This window comes from Streptomyces regalis, from assembly GCF_001509475.1.
In the GTDB taxonomy this organism is placed as follows: domain Bacteria; phylum Actinomycetota; class Actinomycetes; order Streptomycetales; family Streptomycetaceae; genus Streptomyces; species Streptomyces regalis.
Window position 1 is genome coordinate 1 of sequence record NZ_LLZG01000075.1, and the last position, 17,853, is coordinate 17,853.

The 17,853-nt window shown below is 70.9% G+C and carries 16 protein-coding genes; 4 read left to right on the forward strand and 12 right to left on the reverse strand.

All coding sequences use genetic code 11. The annotated features are described in order from the left end of the window. Positions 1 to 141: 141 nt before the first annotated feature. From ADL12_RS12875 to ADL12_RS54945, 5 genes are all read right to left on the reverse strand, one after another. Positions 142 to 1,488 (reverse strand): hypothetical protein, encoded by a 1,347-nt coding sequence (locus ADL12_RS12875; RefSeq protein WP_279617140.1) that lies wholly within the window; start codon positions 1,486 to 1,488, stop codon positions 142 to 144. 124 nt (positions 1,489 to 1,612) lie between these two features. Beyond that, positions 1,613 to 2,794: a GDSL-type esterase/lipase family protein gene (locus ADL12_RS12880; protein WP_062701734.1), complete on the reverse strand. Its 1,182-nt coding sequence runs from the start codon at positions 2,792 to 2,794 to the stop codon at positions 1,613 to 1,615. Between the two features lie 214 nt (positions 2,795 to 3,008). Beyond that, entirely contained in the window at positions 3,009 to 3,575 is a 567-nt protein-coding gene (locus tag ADL12_RS12885) for a TetR/AcrR family transcriptional regulator (RefSeq protein WP_062701736.1), read from the reverse strand. Between the two features lie 81 nt (positions 3,576 to 3,656). Continuing rightward, positions 3,657 to 4,139, reverse strand: coding sequence for a GNAT family N-acetyltransferase (locus tag ADL12_RS12890; RefSeq protein WP_062701738.1), 483 nt, complete (start codon positions 4,137 to 4,139; stop codon positions 3,657 to 3,659). Positions 4,140 to 4,195: 56 nt separating this feature from the next. Then, positions 4,196 to 4,369 carry a hypothetical protein gene (locus ADL12_RS54945; protein WP_167364403.1) on the reverse strand — a complete coding sequence of 58 codons (174 nt, stop codon included), beginning with the start codon at positions 4,367 to 4,369 and terminating at the stop codon, positions 4,196 to 4,198. A gap of 473 nt (positions 4,370 to 4,842) precedes the next feature. On the opposite strand from ADL12_RS54945, the gene ADL12_RS12895 reads away from it, so the two are divergent. Beyond that, complete coding sequence (locus tag ADL12_RS12895; RefSeq protein ID WP_062701740.1) at positions 4,843 to 5,292, forward strand: HD domain-containing protein; 450 nt, start codon at positions 4,843 to 4,845, stop codon at positions 5,290 to 5,292. A 25-nt stretch (positions 5,293 to 5,317) separates the two neighbouring features. Next, a complete protein-coding gene (locus ADL12_RS12900; RefSeq protein WP_062701742.1) occupies positions 5,318 to 6,142 on the forward strand; it encodes an SDR family oxidoreductase in 825 nt (274 codons plus the stop codon). A gap of 20 nt (positions 6,143 to 6,162) precedes the next feature. On the opposite strand, the gene ADL12_RS12905 is transcribed toward ADL12_RS12900, so the two are convergent. The 6 genes from ADL12_RS12905 to ADL12_RS12930 form a co-directional block, all read right to left on the reverse strand. After that, complete coding sequence (locus ADL12_RS12905) at positions 6,163 to 7,680, reverse strand: SDR family NAD(P)-dependent oxidoreductase (RefSeq protein WP_062701744.1); 1,518 nt, start codon at positions 7,678 to 7,680, stop codon at positions 6,163 to 6,165. 123 nt (positions 7,681 to 7,803) lie between these two features. Continuing rightward, entirely contained in the window at positions 7,804 to 9,141 is a 1,338-nt protein-coding gene (locus tag ADL12_RS12910; RefSeq protein ID WP_062701746.1) for a wax ester/triacylglycerol synthase family O-acyltransferase, read from the reverse strand. A 246-nt stretch (positions 9,142 to 9,387) separates the two neighbouring features. After that, a complete protein-coding gene (locus ADL12_RS12915; protein ID WP_062701748.1) occupies positions 9,388 to 9,891 on the reverse strand; it encodes an SPW repeat protein in 504 nt (167 codons plus the stop codon). Positions 9,892 to 10,035: 144 nt separating this feature from the next. Further along, entirely contained in the window at positions 10,036 to 11,256 is a 1,221-nt protein-coding gene (gene glgC, locus ADL12_RS12920) for a glucose-1-phosphate adenylyltransferase (protein ID WP_062701751.1), read from the reverse strand. Between the two features lie 51 nt (positions 11,257 to 11,307). After that, complete coding sequence (gene glgA, locus ADL12_RS12925) at positions 11,308 to 12,468, reverse strand: glycogen synthase (RefSeq protein WP_062701752.1); 1,161 nt, start codon at positions 12,466 to 12,468, stop codon at positions 11,308 to 11,310. Between the two features lie 41 nt (positions 12,469 to 12,509). Next, positions 12,510 to 13,289, reverse strand: coding sequence for a (2Fe-2S)-binding protein (locus ADL12_RS12930; protein ID WP_079052005.1), 780 nt, complete (start codon positions 13,287 to 13,289; stop codon positions 12,510 to 12,512). Positions 13,290 to 13,498: 209 nt separating this feature from the next. Here ADL12_RS12930 and ADL12_RS12935 point away from each other — a divergent pair, with 209 nt between their 5' ends. Next, complete coding sequence (locus ADL12_RS12935; protein ID WP_062701756.1) at positions 13,499 to 14,653, forward strand: DMT family transporter; 1,155 nt, start codon at positions 13,499 to 13,501, stop codon at positions 14,651 to 14,653. On the opposite strand, the gene ADL12_RS12940 is transcribed toward ADL12_RS12935, so the two are convergent. Further along, the gene (locus tag ADL12_RS12940) at positions 14,643 to 15,827 is read right to left on the reverse strand and encodes a peptidoglycan DD-metalloendopeptidase family protein (protein ID WP_062701761.1); all 1,185 of its coding nucleotides are present in this window, start codon (positions 15,825 to 15,827) and stop codon (positions 14,643 to 14,645) included. The genes ADL12_RS12935 and ADL12_RS12940 overlap by 11 nt on opposite strands. 293 nt (positions 15,828 to 16,120) lie before the next feature. On the opposite strand from ADL12_RS12940, the gene gndA reads away from it, so the two are divergent. Continuing rightward, positions 16,121 to 17,560, forward strand: a complete 1,440-nt coding sequence (gene gndA / locus ADL12_RS12945; protein WP_062701759.1) for an NADP-dependent phosphogluconate dehydrogenase — start codon at positions 16,121 to 16,123, stop codon at positions 17,558 to 17,560. Positions 17,561 to 17,853: the final 293 nt, after the last annotated feature.

The following is a 17,853-nucleotide window of genomic DNA, read 5'->3' on the forward strand; positions in this document are numbered from 1 at the left end:
CCAGCCCCGATAACTCGCCGACATCCGCAGACACCCGCACCACCCCCCGGGAAGCACTACGCAGCAGCGTACGCCCGCAACTAAAACAACGGCATTGGGATTAGGGCGTGTCTCCTGGGCCCCGGTACGCCGGGGCTGGCTTCAGTCGGTGATGTACCACTTGTCCTTGATGTACTCCAGGGTGTAGCTGCCGAGGTCGCTCTCGGAGAAGGTGGCGGAGGACCTGACCGCCTCGACCGGCATCTCGATGCTTTCGGGCGAGCGCACGACGACGCGCTGCGGGTCGACCGTCGCGGTCTGCAGAGCCTTCTTCTGCGCCGGCGAGATCATCTGGAACACGACAGCGTACGTCGAAGTGCACGGACCGAACCCTTGGTCCTGGGCCTTCTTCGCCGCGGGCCCGGCCACCTCGCAGACCGTGTCGATGTCCTCCCGGCCCAGGGCGTGGAGGTACTGCTCGTACCGCTGGATCGCCCCCTCCTTCGTCTTGGGCGCGGGCTGCTCCCCGGACGGATCCGCCGGCGGCTTGTCAGCACCGCCGCAGGGTTCGTCGGTGAACACGCCTGGCAGTTGACGCTGCGGGTACGGGCCCATCGGCCCGTTGAACCCCTTCACATGGAGCTGCGGACCCCACCACCCGCCGTATCCCCACCAGGGTTCGCGGTCGACGGGCCGGATGTTGTTCCACGTCTGCCACTCGACGCCGTCCTTCGAGGTCCGGTCGAGTGCGACATCCACCCGGTGGTAGCCGGCAGTCGGATAGGAGGCGTGTGAACCACGCGCCGAGTACACCGTCGGATGCCCGCCGCGCGGGTCGAGGTCCGGCCACTTCACGCTGCACTGACTTTTGCCGTGCTTGGCGAACGTCACCGCCTCCGGCTTGCCGTCACGCAGTTGCACGGCGACGCGCTCCCAGTCACCCTCGTGCTTGTTGACCGCGGGCATGTTGTTGTAGGCGTAGAAGAACCAGTACACGTACGCCGTGCGCGTGGGGTCGGTCTTGTGCTTGTGGTGCTCCCAGTAGACCGGCGCGCCGGTGCCTTCGCCCTTGTGCACCTCCGTCGGCGGGTCGAGATAGAAGCCGGCGCCGACTTCGGTCGTGGGGAGTTCCTTTTCCCCGTGCCCCGGGCAGGACATGGGCTTGGACGACGGTTTCCCCAGCTCCAGACGCCGGTGGCGGTAGGGCTCTTTGGTACGCAGGCCCAACAGCAGGGGGTCGACCGGGTCGGCCACCGGCTCCTCGTCGCGGCAGAATCCTTCGTGGTCGAAGCGCAGCACGGACCGCTCGATGAATCGCGTCGCGTCCATCGGCATCAGCGACTCCTTCTTGGCGAACCGCACCAGCGGCGCGAACCGAGCGGCCTCGGCCGCGGAGGCCTGCGAGGGGTCCGCGCCCGTGTACTCCTTCGGTTTCTCCGGACCGCACGCCACCAGCGCCACAGAAGCCGACACCGCCACGCCCACCATCGCCCGCACCCGAACCCTCACCCGGTCCCCCTTCACTCGCCCACCACCAGCCGACAGCACGTCAGGACATCACGCAGAATCCGGCAGAGCGGTTCCCCAGGGGGTATGCCCCGCACTCATCGGTGTCAGCGGACCGTTGACGGAACTAGTCCGTCGCTACGAAGGGCCCGTCGGCCGTGAACGCCAGCCGCGCGAAGCGTTCTCCGATGCGGCGGTGGGTGGCGGCGTCGGGGTGGAGCTGGTCGGGCAGGGGCAGTTCGGCGGAGTCGGTCTCGCCGTAGAGCTCACGGCCGTCGAGGTAGTGCAGGTTCGGGTCGTCGGCCGCCCGCTGCTTGACGATGCGGGACAGCTCGTCCCGGATGACGCCCAGCGTCAGCTTCCCGCTCGCGCGTTCCGCCGGGTCGCCCATGGCGACGAACCGCAGCTGTCCCTTCGCGAGACCGGTGAAGTCGGGGGCGCAGGGGCCGGGCGTATCCTCGTGGATCGGGCACAGGATGGGCGACACCACCAGCAGCGGTGTCGTCGGGTGCCCTTCCCGGACGGTGTCGAGGAAGCCGTGGACCGCGGGGCCGAAGGCGCGCAGCCGCATCAGGTCCAGGTTGACCAGGTTGATGCCGATCTTGACGCTGATGAGGTCGGCGGGGGTGTCGCGCAGGGTACGGGCGGTGAACGGGTCGAGCAGGGCGCTCCCGGCCAGCCCGAGGTTGATCAGCTCCACGCCGCCGAGCGTGGCGGCGAGCGCGGGCCAGATGCCGGTGGGGCTCGCGGCGTCGGAGCCGTGGCTGATCGAACTCCCGTGGTGCAGCCACACCCTGCGGCCCGGGCCCCGCGCGGGCTCGACGGGGGCGTCGGTGCGCAGGGCGATCAGTTCGGTGGTCTCGTTGTGCGGCAGCCAGATCTCGACGTCCTTGTCGCCGTCGGGCAGCCCGGTGAACCGGAGGGTGCCGGGCCGGCCGGGCCGCTGTTCGGCGGTCCCGGCCATCATGTCGACGGTCACGACGTTTCCGTCGGCGACGCTGCCCTGCCCCGCCCGGCGACCGTCCACGATCAGGTCGTATACACCGTGCGGTCGGGGCGGGGCGCCGACATAGGTCCGTTTGGTGGGCAGCGTGTCCAGTTCGACGGCGGTCGCCCGGGTGCGGAAGGCCAGCCGTACGCCGGAGGGCTGTGACTCGGCCATGGCCAGCTGCCCGTCGGTGTTCTGAGCGCGCGCCCGGGCGGGCAGCCGGTGCGGCAGGACGCCGTGCTCGGTGTGCTCGACGTCGAGGGCGCCGCGCAGGAGGTCGGCGGTGACGGGCGTGGTGATCCAGTCGTGCTCGGTGTCCATGTCCTCAGCCTGTCGGTCAGGGGGTGGGATAGGCCCTGTCGTCAAATTCCCGTCGTCCGCCCGGAGGGCGGGCCGCGCGGCGTCTGGTGCGTGCGATCGCAAGGCGCCGGAGCCGCCCTCGATGGGGGTGCCCCCGCGCGAGCCGAGCGAAGCCGGTTCGAGCGTGGGGGAGGAGCCAGACGCCGCGCGGCAGACGGGAATTTGACGACAGGGCCTAGGTCGGCCAGTTCCGCAGCAGGGCGTCGAGGGCGTCCAGGATCCGGGTCCAGGTCTCCTCGGAGTCGGGGGCGCTGTGGCTGAAGCCGCCCGCCGTCTCCAGGCTGGAGTAGCCGTGGAAGACGCTGCCCAGCAGCCGTACGGCGTGCGTGGCGTCCGGCTCCGTCAGGTCGTAGCCGCGCAGGATCGCCCGTGTCATCTGCGAGTGCCGGACGCCCGCACTGGCGGCCGCCGTCTCCGGGTCGAGCCGCATCCGCGCGGCGGCGGCGCGGCCGGGGTGCTCGCGGCCGTAGTCGCGGTAGACGTCGGCGAAGGCGACCAGGGCGTCCTTGCCGGCCCGCCCGGCGATGGCGTCGGCGGCCCGGTCGGCCAGTTCCTCCAGCGCGAACAGGGCGATGCGCGTCTTGAGGTCCTGGGAGTTCTTCACATGCGAGTACAGGCTCGCGACCTTGACGTCGAAGCGCCGGGCGAGCTCCGACACGGTCACCTGCTCGAAGCCGACCTCGTCGGCCAGCTCCGCACCTGCCCGGACCAGGCGCTCCGTGGTCAGTCCTACGCGTGCCACAACCGTCCTCCCATTCGCCAGAAGCGATTATGCATTTACCTAAGCCTTTTAGGCAAGCTGGGAGGGCATGAAGGCGGTCGGCTAAAGCGCTCGGTACATGATGTGCAGACCCACGCGCCCATGCCTGGGATGTTCGTACGCGTCCGGAACCGTGCCGAGAATCGTGAAGCCGAGGGAGGTCCACAGAGCGACGGCCGGGTTCGTCTCCACGACGGCGTTGAAGACCATGCCCCGGTAGCCGTCCGCCTTGGCCGCGGCCAGGATGTGCTCGGCGAGGGCGCGACCGATGCCGCGGCCACCGCAGTCGGGGTCGACCATGAAGCCGGCGTTGGCGATCCGGGCGGCGGGGCCCCCGTAGTTGGGGGTGACGTAGGCGGAGGCGACGACTGTTCCCCCGTCGTCCTCAACGACGTAGACGCGTTTGGCCGGGCCCATCCACAGAGCCCGGCCCGCGTCCTCGGAGGTGTCCGGATCCCACGCGTAGGTTTCGCCGGCGGCGACGATCCGGCGCCAAAAAGGCCAAATCCGCGGCCAGTCGTCGGCCGCGGCTTCTCTGATCAGCATGGGCGTGAGTCTCGCACGCCCATGCGGTCGGCGATCGCGAAAAGGGTTCTGCCCCGTCAGTCGACGCTGGGCAGGATGTGGGGCTCGGCGAGGTCGTCCTCGTAGCCCGCCAAGCGGATGGGGGCGGACCTGGCCCACACATCGAGACTGCCGATCTCCTCGGACCGGCCGCCCGCACGCTCCGTGCGTTCCTTGGGGCGCTGTTCGCGATTCGTCTTCTCAGGTGTCACCGCGCACTCCTTCTGTGTCGGATCACCCTCGGGGCGGGCCGGCCAGTCTGCGGTCCGGTACCTGACGCCCGCTCGGGTCTTATCTCAAAGTCGGCTCGGACGCGGTGGCGCCGGTAACTGGTGTGCAAGGCAGGCCGTTGTGCACCGGCTTGTCCCGGGACGGACCGTGGGTGTGGGTTGGGACCCTGTAGCGCTGTCCGTCCACTACAGATTAACCAAATGAGCGGGTACCCGCTCGATGGGGCTGCAAACAAGGTGTAACTATCTGGAGTCAAACGGCATTTATCAGCCTTCTTATTCACGCGTTTGTTACGGAATGCACCATTCACAATCACTCGTTCGGCTCAACATCATCTTGAGGCCCGGAGCGCGCCTTGCGCACGCCGCGCAGTTCAAGTGCCGTTGGCCGATTCGCAAGGCGGCCATGATCTGCTGCCGTACGGCAACGGCTTGTCCGGCGGGAGGACTGACGCATGGAGCTGCGCAGTGTCGAAGAGCTGATGGATCTGCTGTACGCCTGCCGGGGCACCCGGGACGCCCCGGGCCTCGGGCGCACCAGAGTCGATCTTCACCAACACGCGCTGCAGACCGCCGCTCTGCTGCGCCGCGTCCGCCCCGCCGACAAGGAGCTCCAGGTCGCGGGGCTCGTTCATGCCATCGGCCCGCTGCTGGGCTCCGGCGACGTGAGCCGCCACTGCGACTGCGCGGCGGACGCGGTACGGCCGCTTCTCGGCGAACGGGTCTCCCGCCTCGTCCGCGACCAGTGCCGCGCCTTCGACTCCGCCGACGACGACCTGATCCGCCTGCGCCAGGCCGACGAGGAGGGCCGCGGCGCCGAGTTCGACGCCGGGGTCCTGGAGGACTGGCGCACGGTGCTGGAGCTGGTGGCGGCGCGGAACTCGCGGCTCGGGGCTGTCGACTGACGACCCGTCATGAGACGGTACGGCGATGACGTCGTCGTACGGACTTCAGGGCAGGGCCGCCGTCGTCACCGGCGCCACGCGCGGCATCGGGCACGCCGTCGCCCGGCAACTGGCCGCCGCCGGAGCGCTGGTGTGCGTGACCGCGCGGGACGCGGGCGAGGTGCGGCGGACGGCTGCCGAGCTGGGCGGCGTCGGGGTCGCCGGCAGTGTGGCCGAGCCGGACCATCTGCGGGCGGTCGTGGACCTCGCCCTGCGCGAGTTCGGCCGGATCGACGTCCTGGTGAACAACGCGGCCACGAACCTGCCGTACGGCCCCCTCATGGACGTCGATCCGCGGGCCTGGCGCGAGGCGTTCGCCGTGAACGTCGAGGCGCCCCTGCGGCTCGTGCAGTGCGCCTGGCGGGCCTGGATGGGCGAGCACGGCGGCGCGGTGGTCAACGTCTGCACGGAGGGCGCCGCCCATGTCGGCCCCAACATCGGGGCGTACGGCACCAGCAAGGCGGCCCTCGCCCACCTGACCCAGCAGCTCGCGGGCGAGCTGGCCCCGAAGGTACGGGTCAACTCCGTCTCCCCCGGGCTCGTCCGCACCGAGATGGCGCGGTTCGTGTGGGAGCCGGGCGAGGCAGAGGTGGCAGCCGGGCTGCCGCTCGGGCGGATCGGGGAGCCGGAGGACGTGGCGCGGGCGGTGGTGTGGCTGGCGTCGGATGCCGCTCAGTGGGTGACCGGGGCGGACCTGCTGGTGGACGGCGGGACGCGGGTGCGGGCCGCGTATGCCGCCGGACCCTACGGGGTGCACGAGCGGCTGCGGTCACATGCGCCGGACGGCGTCGACGCACCCGAACTCGGCTGAATCCGACCGCCGCGGGGGCCCTACCACTTACCCGGCGCGTAGTCCTTCAGAAAGACGCCGTACACGTCGTCGCCCGCCTCACCCCGCACGACCGGGTCGTAGACCCGCGCCGCGCCGTCGACCAGGTCGAGGGGGGCGTGGAAGCCCTCCTCGGCGAGACGCAGCTTGTCGAAGTGGGGGCGCTCGTCGGTGATCCAGCCGGTGTCGACCGAGGTCATGAGGATGCCGTCGGTCTGGAACATCTCCTGGGCACTGGTCCGGGTGACCATGTTCATCGCGGCCTTGGCGGCGTTGGTGTTCGGGTGGCCCGCGCCCTTGTAGCCGCGGCCGAAGACGCCCTCCATCGCGGAGACGTTCACGACGTACGCACGTCCGCTCGTCGCCTTCCCGGCGGCGTCGGCCATGGCCGGGCGGAGCTTGCTGATCAGGATGAACGGCGCCGTGTAGTTGCACAGCTGCGTCTCGAGGAGCTCCACCGGGGAGATCTGCTCGATGGTCTGCACCCAGGTGTTGGTGTCGACGACGTCGGGCACGAGGCCGCCCGCGTCGATGGCGGTGCCGTCGAGGTGGCGGGCGACGCTGGCGTTGCCCGCCACCAGGGCGAGGTCGGCGACCTGCTGGGCGTCGAGGCCGCTGATGCCGACGGGCAGCGCGGCCAGGCCGTCGACCGCGCCGGAGCCGAAGGCACCGATGACGTGGTGGGCGGGCAGCTCGCCGGCGGGCAGCGGGGCGCTCTCGCCCTCGACCAGGGCGGTGTAGGCGGACGGCAGGCGGCGGACGGTCTGCGTCGCGTTGTTGATCAGGATGTCGAGCGGGCCCGCCTCGGCGACCTGGTCGGCGAGGGCCACGGCCTGGGCCGGGTCGCGCAGGTCGATGCCGACGACCTCCAGGCGGTGCATCCAGTCAGCCGAGTCGTCCATGGCCTTGAAGCGGCGGATGGCGTCCTTGGGGAAGCGCGTGGTGATCGTCGTGTGCGCGCCGTCGCGCAGCAGCCGCAGCGCGATGTACATGCCGATCTTGGCGCGGCCGCCGGTGAGCAGGGCGCGCTTGCCGGTGAGGTCGGCGCGGGCGTCGCGCTTGCCGCGGTTCAGGCGGGCGCAGTCCGGACAGAGCTGGTGGTAGAAGTAGTCGACTTCCACGTACCGGGTCTTGCAGGTGTAGCAGGAGCGCGGGCGCTGGAGTATCCCCGCGACCCTGCCCTCCTCGGTCGCCGACGACGGGAGGATGCCCTCCGTCTCGTCGTCGATGCGCTGGGCGGAGCCGGTCGCCGTGGCCTCCGTGACCGCCTTGTCGTGCGCGGTCTTGGCGGCCCGGCGCTCCTGACGGCGGCGCTGCTTGACGGTGCGGTAGACGCCCGCGGTGGCCCGGCGCACGGCGATTGCGTCGGGGTGGTCGACCTCCAGCTTGTCGAGTTCCTCGAGCACGCCGAGGCAGACGGCCAGTCGCTCGGGGTCGATGCCAGGGCCGTTCTCGACCTCGTCACCGGGCTCGCGCACGACCTCGTCCGTCGTGGCCGAGCCTTCCTCTGTCACCGTCATCGCGCTGCCGTTTCCCTGATCACCCGCGCGGCGCTCCGACCGCGTCCGCTTTCGAACGGGGAATTGTACGGAGCACCGGGCCGGTCCTCCAAAAACCGGCGGACGGGCCAGGGGAAAGAGGGCTCAGGGAGCGCAGGCGGTGATCAGCGCCGCTACCTCCTCGGACAGGGCATGGGCGAGGACGTCGAGGTCCGGTACGGCCTCGGCGTCGGCGACGAGGCCGTAGTGGACGCGTCCGCGGTACGTCGAGATGGCCACCGCGAGGGACTGGCCTCGCGCCAGCGGGGCGAAGGGGTAGACCTCGGTGACCGGGTGGCCGCCGAGCTTCAGGGCGATGCCGGGCAGCGGCACGCTGGTGACCAGGATGTCGAACCAGAGCCGGGCGGCCTGGCCGACCAGCGGTCCGCCGAGCCGGTGGCCGAGCGCCGGCACGTGATCGGCGAGCAGGGCGACGGCGCCGGCGCCCCGGTTGGGGCCGGCGTCCTTGTTGCGGTCCATGGCGGTACGGACCGTGGCCAGGCGGCGCAGCGGGTCGGGGTCGTCGACCGGAAGCCGTATCAAGTAGCCGGAGAGCCGGTTGCCCTGCGGGTGCGCGGTGCGCGGGCGGCGCTTGGAGACGGGGATCAGGGCGCGGGGCGCGACGCCTTCGCTGCCGTCGCCGCGTGCGTCGAGCCAGCGGCGCAGGGCGCCCGCGACGACCGCGATGAGGACGTCGTTGACGGTGCCGCCGACGGCCTTGCGGATCACGTGGACGTCGTCGATGTCGACCACGACTCCGGCGGTACGGCGGGTGCCGCTCGGCTCCGCGGTCAGCGCGGACGACGAGCGCACGCCCAGGGTGGACACGGCGACGGAGGCGCCGATGTCAAGGGCCCGGCCCACGTCGGACACGGCGCCGCGCAGCAGCCCCGGCAGCTTGCGCACCTCCGGAAGGAGACCGCGCCGGGGCTCCTCGGGGCGGGGCCGCCGCGCGGGCAGGTCCATCGGGTCCAGCACGGCGGCGGCGAGGGTCAGCGCCCGCAGCCCGTCGGCGAGGGCGTGGTGGAACTTGAACAGCACGGCGAAGGACACGCCGTCCTCCCCCGGCAGCACATGCGCCTCCCACGGCGGCCGGCCGCGCTCCAGCGGGCGCTCCATGAGCCGGCCCGCCACCGCCTGGAAGTCGGCGGTCGGGGCGTGCAGCCGGACATGGTTCAGGGGGTCGAAGTCCGGCGCCGGCTCGCGGGCCGCACCACCGAACGAGAACGGCTGGAGGAGGTCCAGCGGCTGCCAGGCGTCACGGATGCGCATCCGCAGTCCCGGCACCGCGGCGGCGCGGGCCGCGAGCAGGTCGGCCGCGTGGGCGCCCGCGGTGGGCGAGTGCGCCGCGAACACGCCGAGCGCGCCCAGGTGCATGGGATGTTCGGCGGACTCGATGTTCCAGAACGCCAGGTCGAGAGGTGCGAGCAGGTCAGAAGTCAATGGCTTGCCTCGCGTCGACGACGGGTGGATCAGCAGTCAATCGCCCTGAAGCGATTACGGTCAAGTACGATCAAGCTACGCACAGTTAACAGCAGATTAAGTCCCACCCCTTGCGAAAGGGGCGGGACTCATGGTGCATATGAGGTCAGTGCAGCACGGGTAGCGGCACCGGGCATCCCGTGGGTGTCACCCGGGAGGCGTCATACAACCCTCGTGTGCGACAGAGGCAGGAACGGTTGCCGGGCCTCAGGAACCCTGGCCTCCTTCGTACGGCGCGGCTTGCTCACCTTGGTACGGGGCGGCTTGGTACGGTGCGGCCCGCCGACCACGCGGTCGGCGTGCGCCGACCGCCGCCACGACGCTGGCAGCGATGCCCAGCACGAGGGCGAACGCGCCCACGAGGGCGTTGTTGACCACGGACTTCGTGGTGTCGACGTTCCCCGCGACCACCCACTGCGAAATGATCGTCCACAGTCCGAGTGCACAGCCGGCCCACGCCATGCTGTGCGTCCGTTCATAAGCCCGGCCGAAGCCACCGCTCATGAGCAGCGCGTAGGCGATACCTACGATCAGGTTGTTGACGGTCAGGGTCTGCAGGTTGTTGAACCCGACGACCCAGGGAGAGATGGCGATGTACGCACCCGTGAGCACTGCCAACGCTTCTATGGCCTGCACACCCAGTGTGGTCGTGGCGCGCTCCGCCCTCTCGTGACGGTCTCGCATTTCGACGATGTCCGGATGGGTCTCCATCGTCGGTCGGGGAGTGGTGGTCACTCCCATCACCTCCTGGGGCTAACGGCGCTCTTTCAGCCCCACGGCTACCCCCGACTTGTGGGGCAATTACCAGCATAGGACGAAATGACCACCGAAACCCGCGGGGGTGACCGGCCGCCCCTACGACACCCGCTGCCCCTTCCCCAGCGCGATCACGCCCCCCTTGGAGACGGTGTACAGCTCCGCGTCCCGCTCCGGGTTGACGCCGATCGTCGCGCCCGGGGGCACCTCGACGTTCTTGTCGAGTACGGCGCCTCGCACCACCGCGCCCCGCCCGATGCGCACGTTGTCGTGCAGTACCGCCCCCTGCACCACCGCACCGGGGTCGACCACCACTCCCGGCGACAGCACGGACCGCGTGACCTGCCCGCGTATGAGGCAGCCGGCGCTGATGATGGACTCGCTGGCCATGCCGCCCGCGTTGAAGCGGGCCGGGGAGAGCTGGTTGGAGTGGGTGTAAATGGGCCACTGACGGTTGTAGAGGTTGAAGGCGGGGCGCTCGGCGATGAGGTCCATGTGGGCGTCGTAGTACGCGTCCAGGGTGCCGACGTCCCGCCAGTAGCCCCGGTCGCGGTTGGTCTCGCCGGGGACGTGGTTGGCGCTGAAGTCGTAGAGCTGGGCCTCGCCCCGGTCGGTGAGCTGGGGCAGGATCGAACCGCCCATGTCGTGCACGGAGTTCTCGTCCTCGGCGTCCCGCTGGAGCGTCTCGACGAGGGTCTTGGTGGTGAAGATGTAGTTGCCCATCGAGGCGAAGACGGTCTCCGGGTCGTCCGGGAGGCCGGGCGGGTCGGCGGGCTTCTCCAGAAAGCGCTCCACGGTCAGGCCGTCCGAGCCGGGGCTGATCACGCCGAAGGACGACGATTCGCCCCGCGGCACGCGGATGCCCGCCACCGTCACGCCCGCGCCCGCCTCGATGTGCTGGGCGAGCATCTGGCGCGGGTCCATGCGGTACACGTGGTCGGCGCCGAACACCGCGACGTACTCGGGGCGTTCGTCGTAGATGAGGTTCAGGGACTGCAGGATCGCGTCCGCGCTGCCCAGGTACCAGCGCGGGCCGAGCCGCTGCTGGGCCGGGACCGGGGTGACGTAGTTGCCGAGCAGGCTGGACATGCGCCAGGTCGTGGTGATGTGCCGGTCCAGCGAGTGCGACTTGTACTGCGTGAGGACGCAGATGCGCAGGATGTCGGCATTGACGAGGTTGGAGAGGACGAAGTCGACGAGGCGATACGTTCCTCCGAAGGTGACCGCGGGTTTCGCGCGGTCCGCGGTCAGGGGCATCAGGCGCTTGCCTTCTCCGCCCGCCAGTACGATTCCGAGCACCGAAGGTCCGCCACGACGCATGGCCGCTCCCCTCACCGTGGTTGATGCCAGCCTGCCCCTGTGTAGCGCGCGCTAAGCCTGTTTGAGGATCTCCCCGTAGAGCCGGACCGTCCGCCGCGCCACCGCGTCCCAGCCGAACTCCCCCACGGCGCGCTCCCGTCCGGCCTCGCCCATCCGGCGGGCGGTCTCCGGGTCGCCGATCACCGAGTCCAGCGCCCGCGCGAGTCCTGCCTCGAAAGCCTCGAAGTCGTCGTCCAGCGGGACGAGCAGGCCCGTCTTGCCGTCGTCGACGACCTCGGGAATGCCGCCGACGTGCGAGGCCACCACGGGGGTTCCGCAGGCCATCGCCTCCAGGTTGACGATGCCGAGGGGTTCGTACACCGAGGGGCAGACGAACGCGGCGGCGTGCGTGAGGAGTTGGATCACTTCCGGGCGCGGCAGCATCTGCGGGATCCAGTGCACGCCCTCACGGACCTGGCTGAGCTCCTGGTAGAGGTCGCGGAACTCCTGGTCGATCTCGGGGGTGTCGGGTGCGCCGGCGCACAGGACGACCTGCGCGGCCGGGTCGATGTTCCGTACCGCGCGCAGCAGATGGGGCACGCCCTTCTGGCGGGTGATGCGGCCGACGAACAGCACGTACGGGCGGTCGGCGTCGAGGCCGAAGCGTGCGAGGACGTCGGTGCGGTGGTCGGGCCGGTACAGGGTGGTGTCGATGCCGTTGTGCACGATGTGGACCCGGTCGGGGTCCAGCGTCGGATAGCAGCTGAGGATGTCCTCGCGCATGGCCCCGGAGACGGCGATCACCGCGTCGGCGGCCTCGATCGCGGTGCGCTCGGCCCAGCTGGACAGGGCGTATCCGCCGCCGAGTTGCTCGGCCTTCCAGGGCCGCAGGGGCTCCAGGGAGTGGGCGGTCATCACATGCGGGATGCCGTACAGGAGCTTGCCGAAGTGGCCGGCGAGATTGGCGTACCAGGTGTGGGAGTGGACGAGTTCACGGCCCTGGAGGCCGGCGGCCATGGCCAGGTCCACCGAGAAGGTGCGCAGCGCGTCGTTGGCGGTGTCCAGCGCGGACCAGGGGCGGTGACGCAGCACGCCCACCGCGCGGCCCTCGCCCCAGCAGTGCACCTCCAGGTCGACGAGATCCCTCAACTCCCGGGCGAGGAACTCGACATGAACGCCTGCGCCGCCGTACACGTCCGGCGGGTACTCCCGGGTCAGTAGTCCCACTCGCACCCGGAACCCCCTGTTCTCAGCGGCTGGTTGCCCTTTCATGGTCACCCAGATGGGGCGCGTGGGGAAGAGCGCGGGGGTCGTGTGAAGCAACAGTCACCACATACGCCGCCGCCCGGCACACGGTAGTAGAGGCAACAGCTGCGGCGCCGGAACGCGGTTCCGGTGAGGGTGCCGGTGCCGGCGAGGAGGGGATGGCCGAGGAGTTCCGCGGTCAGGGCGCGGGCCCGGGCGGCGGTGTCCGTACGGCCGCCCGCGCGTGCCCACTGGTCCAGTTGCCGGGCCGCTCCCGCGAGGGCGGATCCGGCGTTGCCCCACAGCAGGCCGGCCGCGACGCGGTACCGGGTGCGCAGGGCGGCGGTCAGCGGCTGAAGGTGTCCGTGCAGGACGACGTCGGCGAGGGTCGCCGGGTCCGGGGGCAGCGGGCGCACCTCGGTGAGCCACAGGTCGTCGGGGGCGCTGCCGTCGGGGTCCCAGTGCAGCAACCGCGGGTCGAGGTCGGGGACGCTGCCGTACAGGGCGGCGCAGCCGAGCGTCACCGACCACAGACGGGCCGCGAGGCCCTGCTGGGCCACGGAGGCGGCGATCCGCAACTCGGGGGCGCGCAGGGCGTTCGCGACTTTCCGGACGCGGACCCCCAGGGGATCTGCCAGGGGAATTCCCTGGGGATTTCCCAGGGGATCCGATGCGGTTTCCGCGTACGCCTCCGCCAGGGTCGGAAGTGGCCGAAGTGCTGTCCCTGGTGTGCGTAGTACGAAGAAGCCGCCGAGCGGGCGGAGCGCGGCGAGATCGGGGTCGAGGTCCACGAAAAGCAGTAGTACCAAGGCCCGTCAGGGTTATCACCTGCGGGTCTCCCCCCGGGTCCCCCGCCTTGGGGATGAGGCCGTCGCCGTAATACTCCATCGGCAGTACGACACAGTGCGTGCTCTGGTACGACGACGGGAAGAGGTTTTCGAGGCATCGTGTTGATTATGGAAGCCGACCGATCGCCGCGCCGGGGTCACCGCCCCCGCCTCACGCAGAGGAGCAGCCGATGAGCGCCCTCGCGTTGTCCGTGCTCCTGTCGCTCATCTCCGCGGTCGCGTACGCGGGCGGGGCGATCGTGCAGGAGCGTGTCGCGGCGTCCTCCCCGGGGCAGCAGTTCGCGCCGATGCGTCGGCCCGGCTGGTGGGCAGCGGTCGCGCTGAACGGCCTCGGCGGTCTGCTGCACGTGGTGGCGCTGGCGTTCGGTCCGCTGAGCCTGGTGCAGCCGCTCGGTGCCCTGACGATCGTGTTCGCGCTGCCGATGGCGGCGCTGTTCGTGGGCCGCAAGGCCGGATCGACGGCCTGGCGGGGCGCGATCATGGCGACCGTGGGTCTCGCCGGACTGCTGTCCCTGGTCGGCTCCTCCGAGTCGCAGTCGCTGGCCACGGCCGAGCGGGTGGGCGTGGCCCTGGTGACCGGCGGACTCGTCGTGACGCTGATGATCGCGGGCCGGGCGGCCCACCGCCACCCGGCGGTGCGCAGCATGCTGCTCGCGACCGGGTCCGGCATAGCCTTCGGCATGTCCTCGGTGTTCACGAAGATCGTCGCGGTCGACTGGAACGGCGGGGTGTCCGTGGCCGACCTGCCGGCCCTGGCCACGATAGGCGTCTTCGCCACGGCCGGTCTGTGTCTGTCCCAGGCCGCCTACCGGGGCGCGGGCCTCGCGGCGCCGCTGGCCACCCTGACGGTCGTGAACCCGGTCGTCGCGGCCGCGGTCGGCATCACGATGTTCGGCGAAACCTTCCGCTACGGCACCACGGGCACCCTGCTCGCCCTGGGCTGCGGCGTGGTGGCGGCGGGTGGCCTGATCCTGCTGACGACGGAGCGGATCGCGCGCACGGAGGCGGAGGCCGAGCGGGCCCTGCCCGAGCCGCCGCTGCCGGCTGTGGATCCGGTGCACGCCGAGGAACTGCTCGCGGGCGTTCCGGAGCAGGCCGGGGCGATGCCGCGCGAGGAGATCCTCGTACCGGGCGAGGAGGAGCTCCTCGTGCCGGACAGGATCGAGGACATCCTCATACCGGCCCCGGTCGCGGAGAGCGCGTACGGGGATGGCGGGCCGACGCGCGCCGAGGGCGAACTGCCGGACCTCTACGGCCCCTTCTACAGCGGCCCGTACGTCCCGACGCCAGTCCTCGACCGGCACCGCCTCCGCGTCAAATCCTGACGCCACCGGCCCGGAGATAGGCCACCGGGTCGATGTCCGCGCCGAAACCGGGCCCCGTCCGCACCTCGAAGTGCAGATGCGGGCCCGTGCTGTTGCCCGTGGACCCGGAGCGGCCGATGCGCTGACCGGCTCCCACCGACTGCCCGGCCTTCACGGAGATGGCCGAGAGGTGGGCGTACTGGGTGTAGCGGCCGTCGGAGTGCCGGATCACCACCTGGTAGCCGAAGGAGCCGCCCCACCCCGCGTCGACCACCTGACCGGCCCCGACGGACTTCACGGACGTACCGGTCGGGACGGGGAAGTCGACGCCGGTGTGGTAGCCCTTCGACCAGGACGAACCGGCCTTGCGGTACGGGGTGCCCGTGGGGGAGCTCACCGGGGCGACCAGCGAGCGGCTGGCCGTCGTGGACTGCTTCTCCCTGCCGGCGGCTTCGCGGTCAGCGGCTTGCCGGTCCGAAGAGGTCTTCTCGGGCGAGGACGTGGAGGGGGAGAGGGAGGGGGAGGCCGGCCGGGTCGCCGTGGCGGCATTGCCGCGCAGTGCGAGCCGCTGACCGGGCAGGATCAGGTCCGGGTCCGCTCCGACGGCCTTCCGGTTCGCGGCGTACAGTCCCTGCCAACCGCCCTTGACCTTCTGCGACTCGGCGATCCCCGAGAGTGTGTCGCCGCGCACGACGGTGTACATCTCGGCCGTGCCGGCCCGCGACTGGGGTGTGGTCTGCGGCTGGACGTCCTGGACCGAGGTCTTCTTGGTGGTGGTGCCGGCGGGGTGGATGTCGGGTGTGTCCCCGCCGTCCCCGCCCGGGGTCAGCCCGGCCCGCACCGAGCACAGCGGCCAGGCGCCCTGCCCCTGGCCGTCCAGTACCTTCTCCGCCACGGCGATCTGCTGGTCCTTGGTGGCCAGATCCGCGCGCGCCGCGTACTGCGTTCCGCCGTACGCCTCCCACGTCGACTGGGCGAACTGCAGTCCGCCGTAGAAGCCGTTGCCGGTGTTGACGTGCCACCGGTTGGTCGACTCGCACGCGGCGACCTTGTTCCAGGTGTCCACGTCGGCCGCCTGCGCGGCACCTGCGCCGATGAGCGGGAGCGCCATCCCGGCGCCGCCCGCGGTGACGGTGAGTGAGGCGCGGTTGATCCTGTTCGGCTGGTACCGGCGGTGCCGGCCGCGTACGGCCATGACGGAGCCCCCCATTGACATGCGTCAGGAGGGGCAAAAGTAAGCGCTGCGAACAGGCCATGACAAGACGGCAATTCAGCCGCCTGTTCACGCCAAGTGGCGAGGAATCGGCGCACGTTGCCCGGCGCCCGGTACGGCTGAGTGCGGCGGGGCCTTCTGTGCGTATCTGCCTGCGCGACATCGAGCCACCCGGATGTGCGGTCGGAGTTCCGGCACGTCAGGATGGACGATGGGGCAATACTGGCGGGCATGACCGGCACCGCTGTTATATCGAGGTCACTAGGAGCCAACGCATGAGCACTTCGGCGCAGATCGGCGTCACGGGTCTCGCGGTCATGGGCCGCAATCTCGCCCGCAACTTCGCCCGCAACGGCTATACGGTCGCGGTGCACAACCGGACGTCGGCGCGCACGCACGCGCTGGTGGAGGAGTTCGGGAGCGAGGGCGAGTTCATCGCGGCCGAGACCGCCAAGGAGTTCGTGGCGGCGCTGGAGCGGCCTCGGCGCCTGGTCATCATGGTCAAGGCCGGTGAGCCGACCGACGCGGTGATCCAGGAGTTCGCACCGCTCCTCGAGCCGGGCGACATGATCATCGACGGTGGCAACGCGCACTTCGCCGACACCCGGCGCCGGGAGCGCGACCTGCGCGAGCAGGGCATCCACTTCGTCGGCATGGGCGTCTCGGGCGGCGAGGAGGGCGCGCTGCACGGGCCGAGCATCATGCCGGGTGGCCCGAAGGAGTCGTACGACTCTCTCGGTCCCATGCTGGAGAAGATCTCGGCGAAGGCGGCGGACGGGGCGCCCTGTGTGACGCACGTCGGTCCGGACGGTGCCGGGCACTTCGTGAAGATGGTGCACAACGGCATCGAGTACGCCGACATGCAGCTCATCGGCGAGGCGTACCAGCTGCTGCGGGACGTCGCCGGGTACGAGCCCGCGCAGATCGCGGAGATCTTCCGGACCTGGAACACGGGCCGGCTGGACTCCTACCTGATCGAGATCACGGCCGAGGTGCTGTCGCACGTGGACGCGGCCACGGGCAAGCCGTTCGTCGACGTGGTGGTCGACCAGGCGGAGCAGAAGGGCACGGGGCGGTGGACCGTGCAGATCGCGCTGGACCTGGGTGTGCCGGTGTCCGGCATCGCCGAGGCGGTCTTCGCCCGCTCCCTGTCCGGGCACGCGGCGCTGCGGGACGCGTCCCGTGGGCTGGCCGGGCCGAAGGCGTCGCCGCTGAGCGAGGCGGAGGCGGGGGCGTTCGCCGACCGGGTGGAGCAGGCGCTGTACGCGTCGAAGATCGTGTCGTACACGCAGGGCTTCCACGAGATCGACGCGGCGCGCGCGGAGTACGACTGGGACATCGACCTGGGTGCCGTCTCGGCCATCTGGCGCGGCGGCTGCATCATTCGCGCGGCGTTCCTGGACCGTATCCGCGCGGCGTACGACGCCCGGGCCGACCTTCCCAGCCTGCTGTCGGACGAGACGTTCGCCCAGGAGATCGCCGCCGCGCAGGACGACTGGCGTGAGGTGATCATCGCGGCGACCCGGCAGGGGGTGCCGACGCCGGGGTTCGCTGCGGCGCTCGCCTACTACGACGCCCTGCGCGCCGAGCGGTTGCCTGCGGCGCTCACGCAGGGGCAGCGGGACTTCTTCGGGGCGCACACGTATCGGCGGACCGACCGGGAGGGGTCGTTCCACACGCTGTGGGGCGGGGATCGGTCGGAGGTGTCCGCCTAAGAGCTCGGGGGGTCGGTCGTATCGCGGGTGCGGCCTTGTGGGGGACTGGTCGCGCCCACGCGGCGGAGCCGCATGTCGATACAGCCCCGCGCCCCTTACGGGGTTGCGGTGGGCGGTGTTTTCAAGCCGCCCACCGCTTTTCGTTTTCCCGGCTCAGGTCAGTGGTGGGCCGGGCTCCGGGTTCGGTACCGGCTCCGGGCCCGGGGGAATGGGCGACGGGGAGGGTTCCGGGGGTGGGCTCGGAATCGGAGGCGGGACCGGGCCCGGAGGTGTGGGCGGGGTCGGCTCAGGGG

What these genes read in the sequence shown, in the direction of transcription:
- ADL12_RS12880 (WP_062701734.1), bottom strand. Translation starts at nt 2,794, where the DNA reads ATGGACACCGAGCACGACTGGATCACCACGCCCGTCACCGCCGACCTC.
- ADL12_RS12890 (WP_062701738.1), bottom strand. Translation starts at nt 4,139, where the DNA reads ATGCTGATCAGAGAAGCCGCGGCCGACGACTGGCCGCGGATTTGGCCT.
- ADL12_RS12895 (WP_062701740.1), top strand. Translation starts at nt 4,843, where the DNA reads ATGGAGCTGCGCAGTGTCGAAGAGCTGATGGATCTGCTGTACGCCTGC.
- ADL12_RS12900 (WP_062701742.1), top strand. Translation starts at nt 5,318, where the DNA reads ATGACGTCGTCGTACGGACTTCAGGGCAGGGCCGCCGTCGTCACCGGC.
- ADL12_RS12905 (WP_062701744.1), bottom strand. Translation starts at nt 7,680, where the DNA reads ATGACGGTGACAGAGGAAGGCTCGGCCACGACGGACGAGGTCGTGCGC.
- ADL12_RS12915 (WP_062701748.1), bottom strand. Translation starts at nt 9,891, where the DNA reads ATGGAGACCCATCCGGACATCGTCGAAATGCGAGACCGTCACGAGAGG.
- glgC (WP_062701751.1), bottom strand. Translation starts at nt 11,256, where the DNA reads ATGCGTCGTGGCGGACCTTCGGTGCTCGGAATCGTACTGGCGGGCGGA.
- ADL12_RS12935 (WP_062701756.1), top strand. Translation starts at nt 13,499, where the DNA reads ATGAGCGCCCTCGCGTTGTCCGTGCTCCTGTCGCTCATCTCCGCGGTC.
- ADL12_RS12940 (WP_062701761.1), bottom strand. Translation starts at nt 15,827, where the DNA reads ATGGCCGTACGCGGCCGGCACCGCCGGTACCAGCCGAACAGGATCAAC.
- gndA (WP_062701759.1), top strand. Translation starts at nt 16,121, where the DNA reads ATGAGCACTTCGGCGCAGATCGGCGTCACGGGTCTCGCGGTCATGGGC.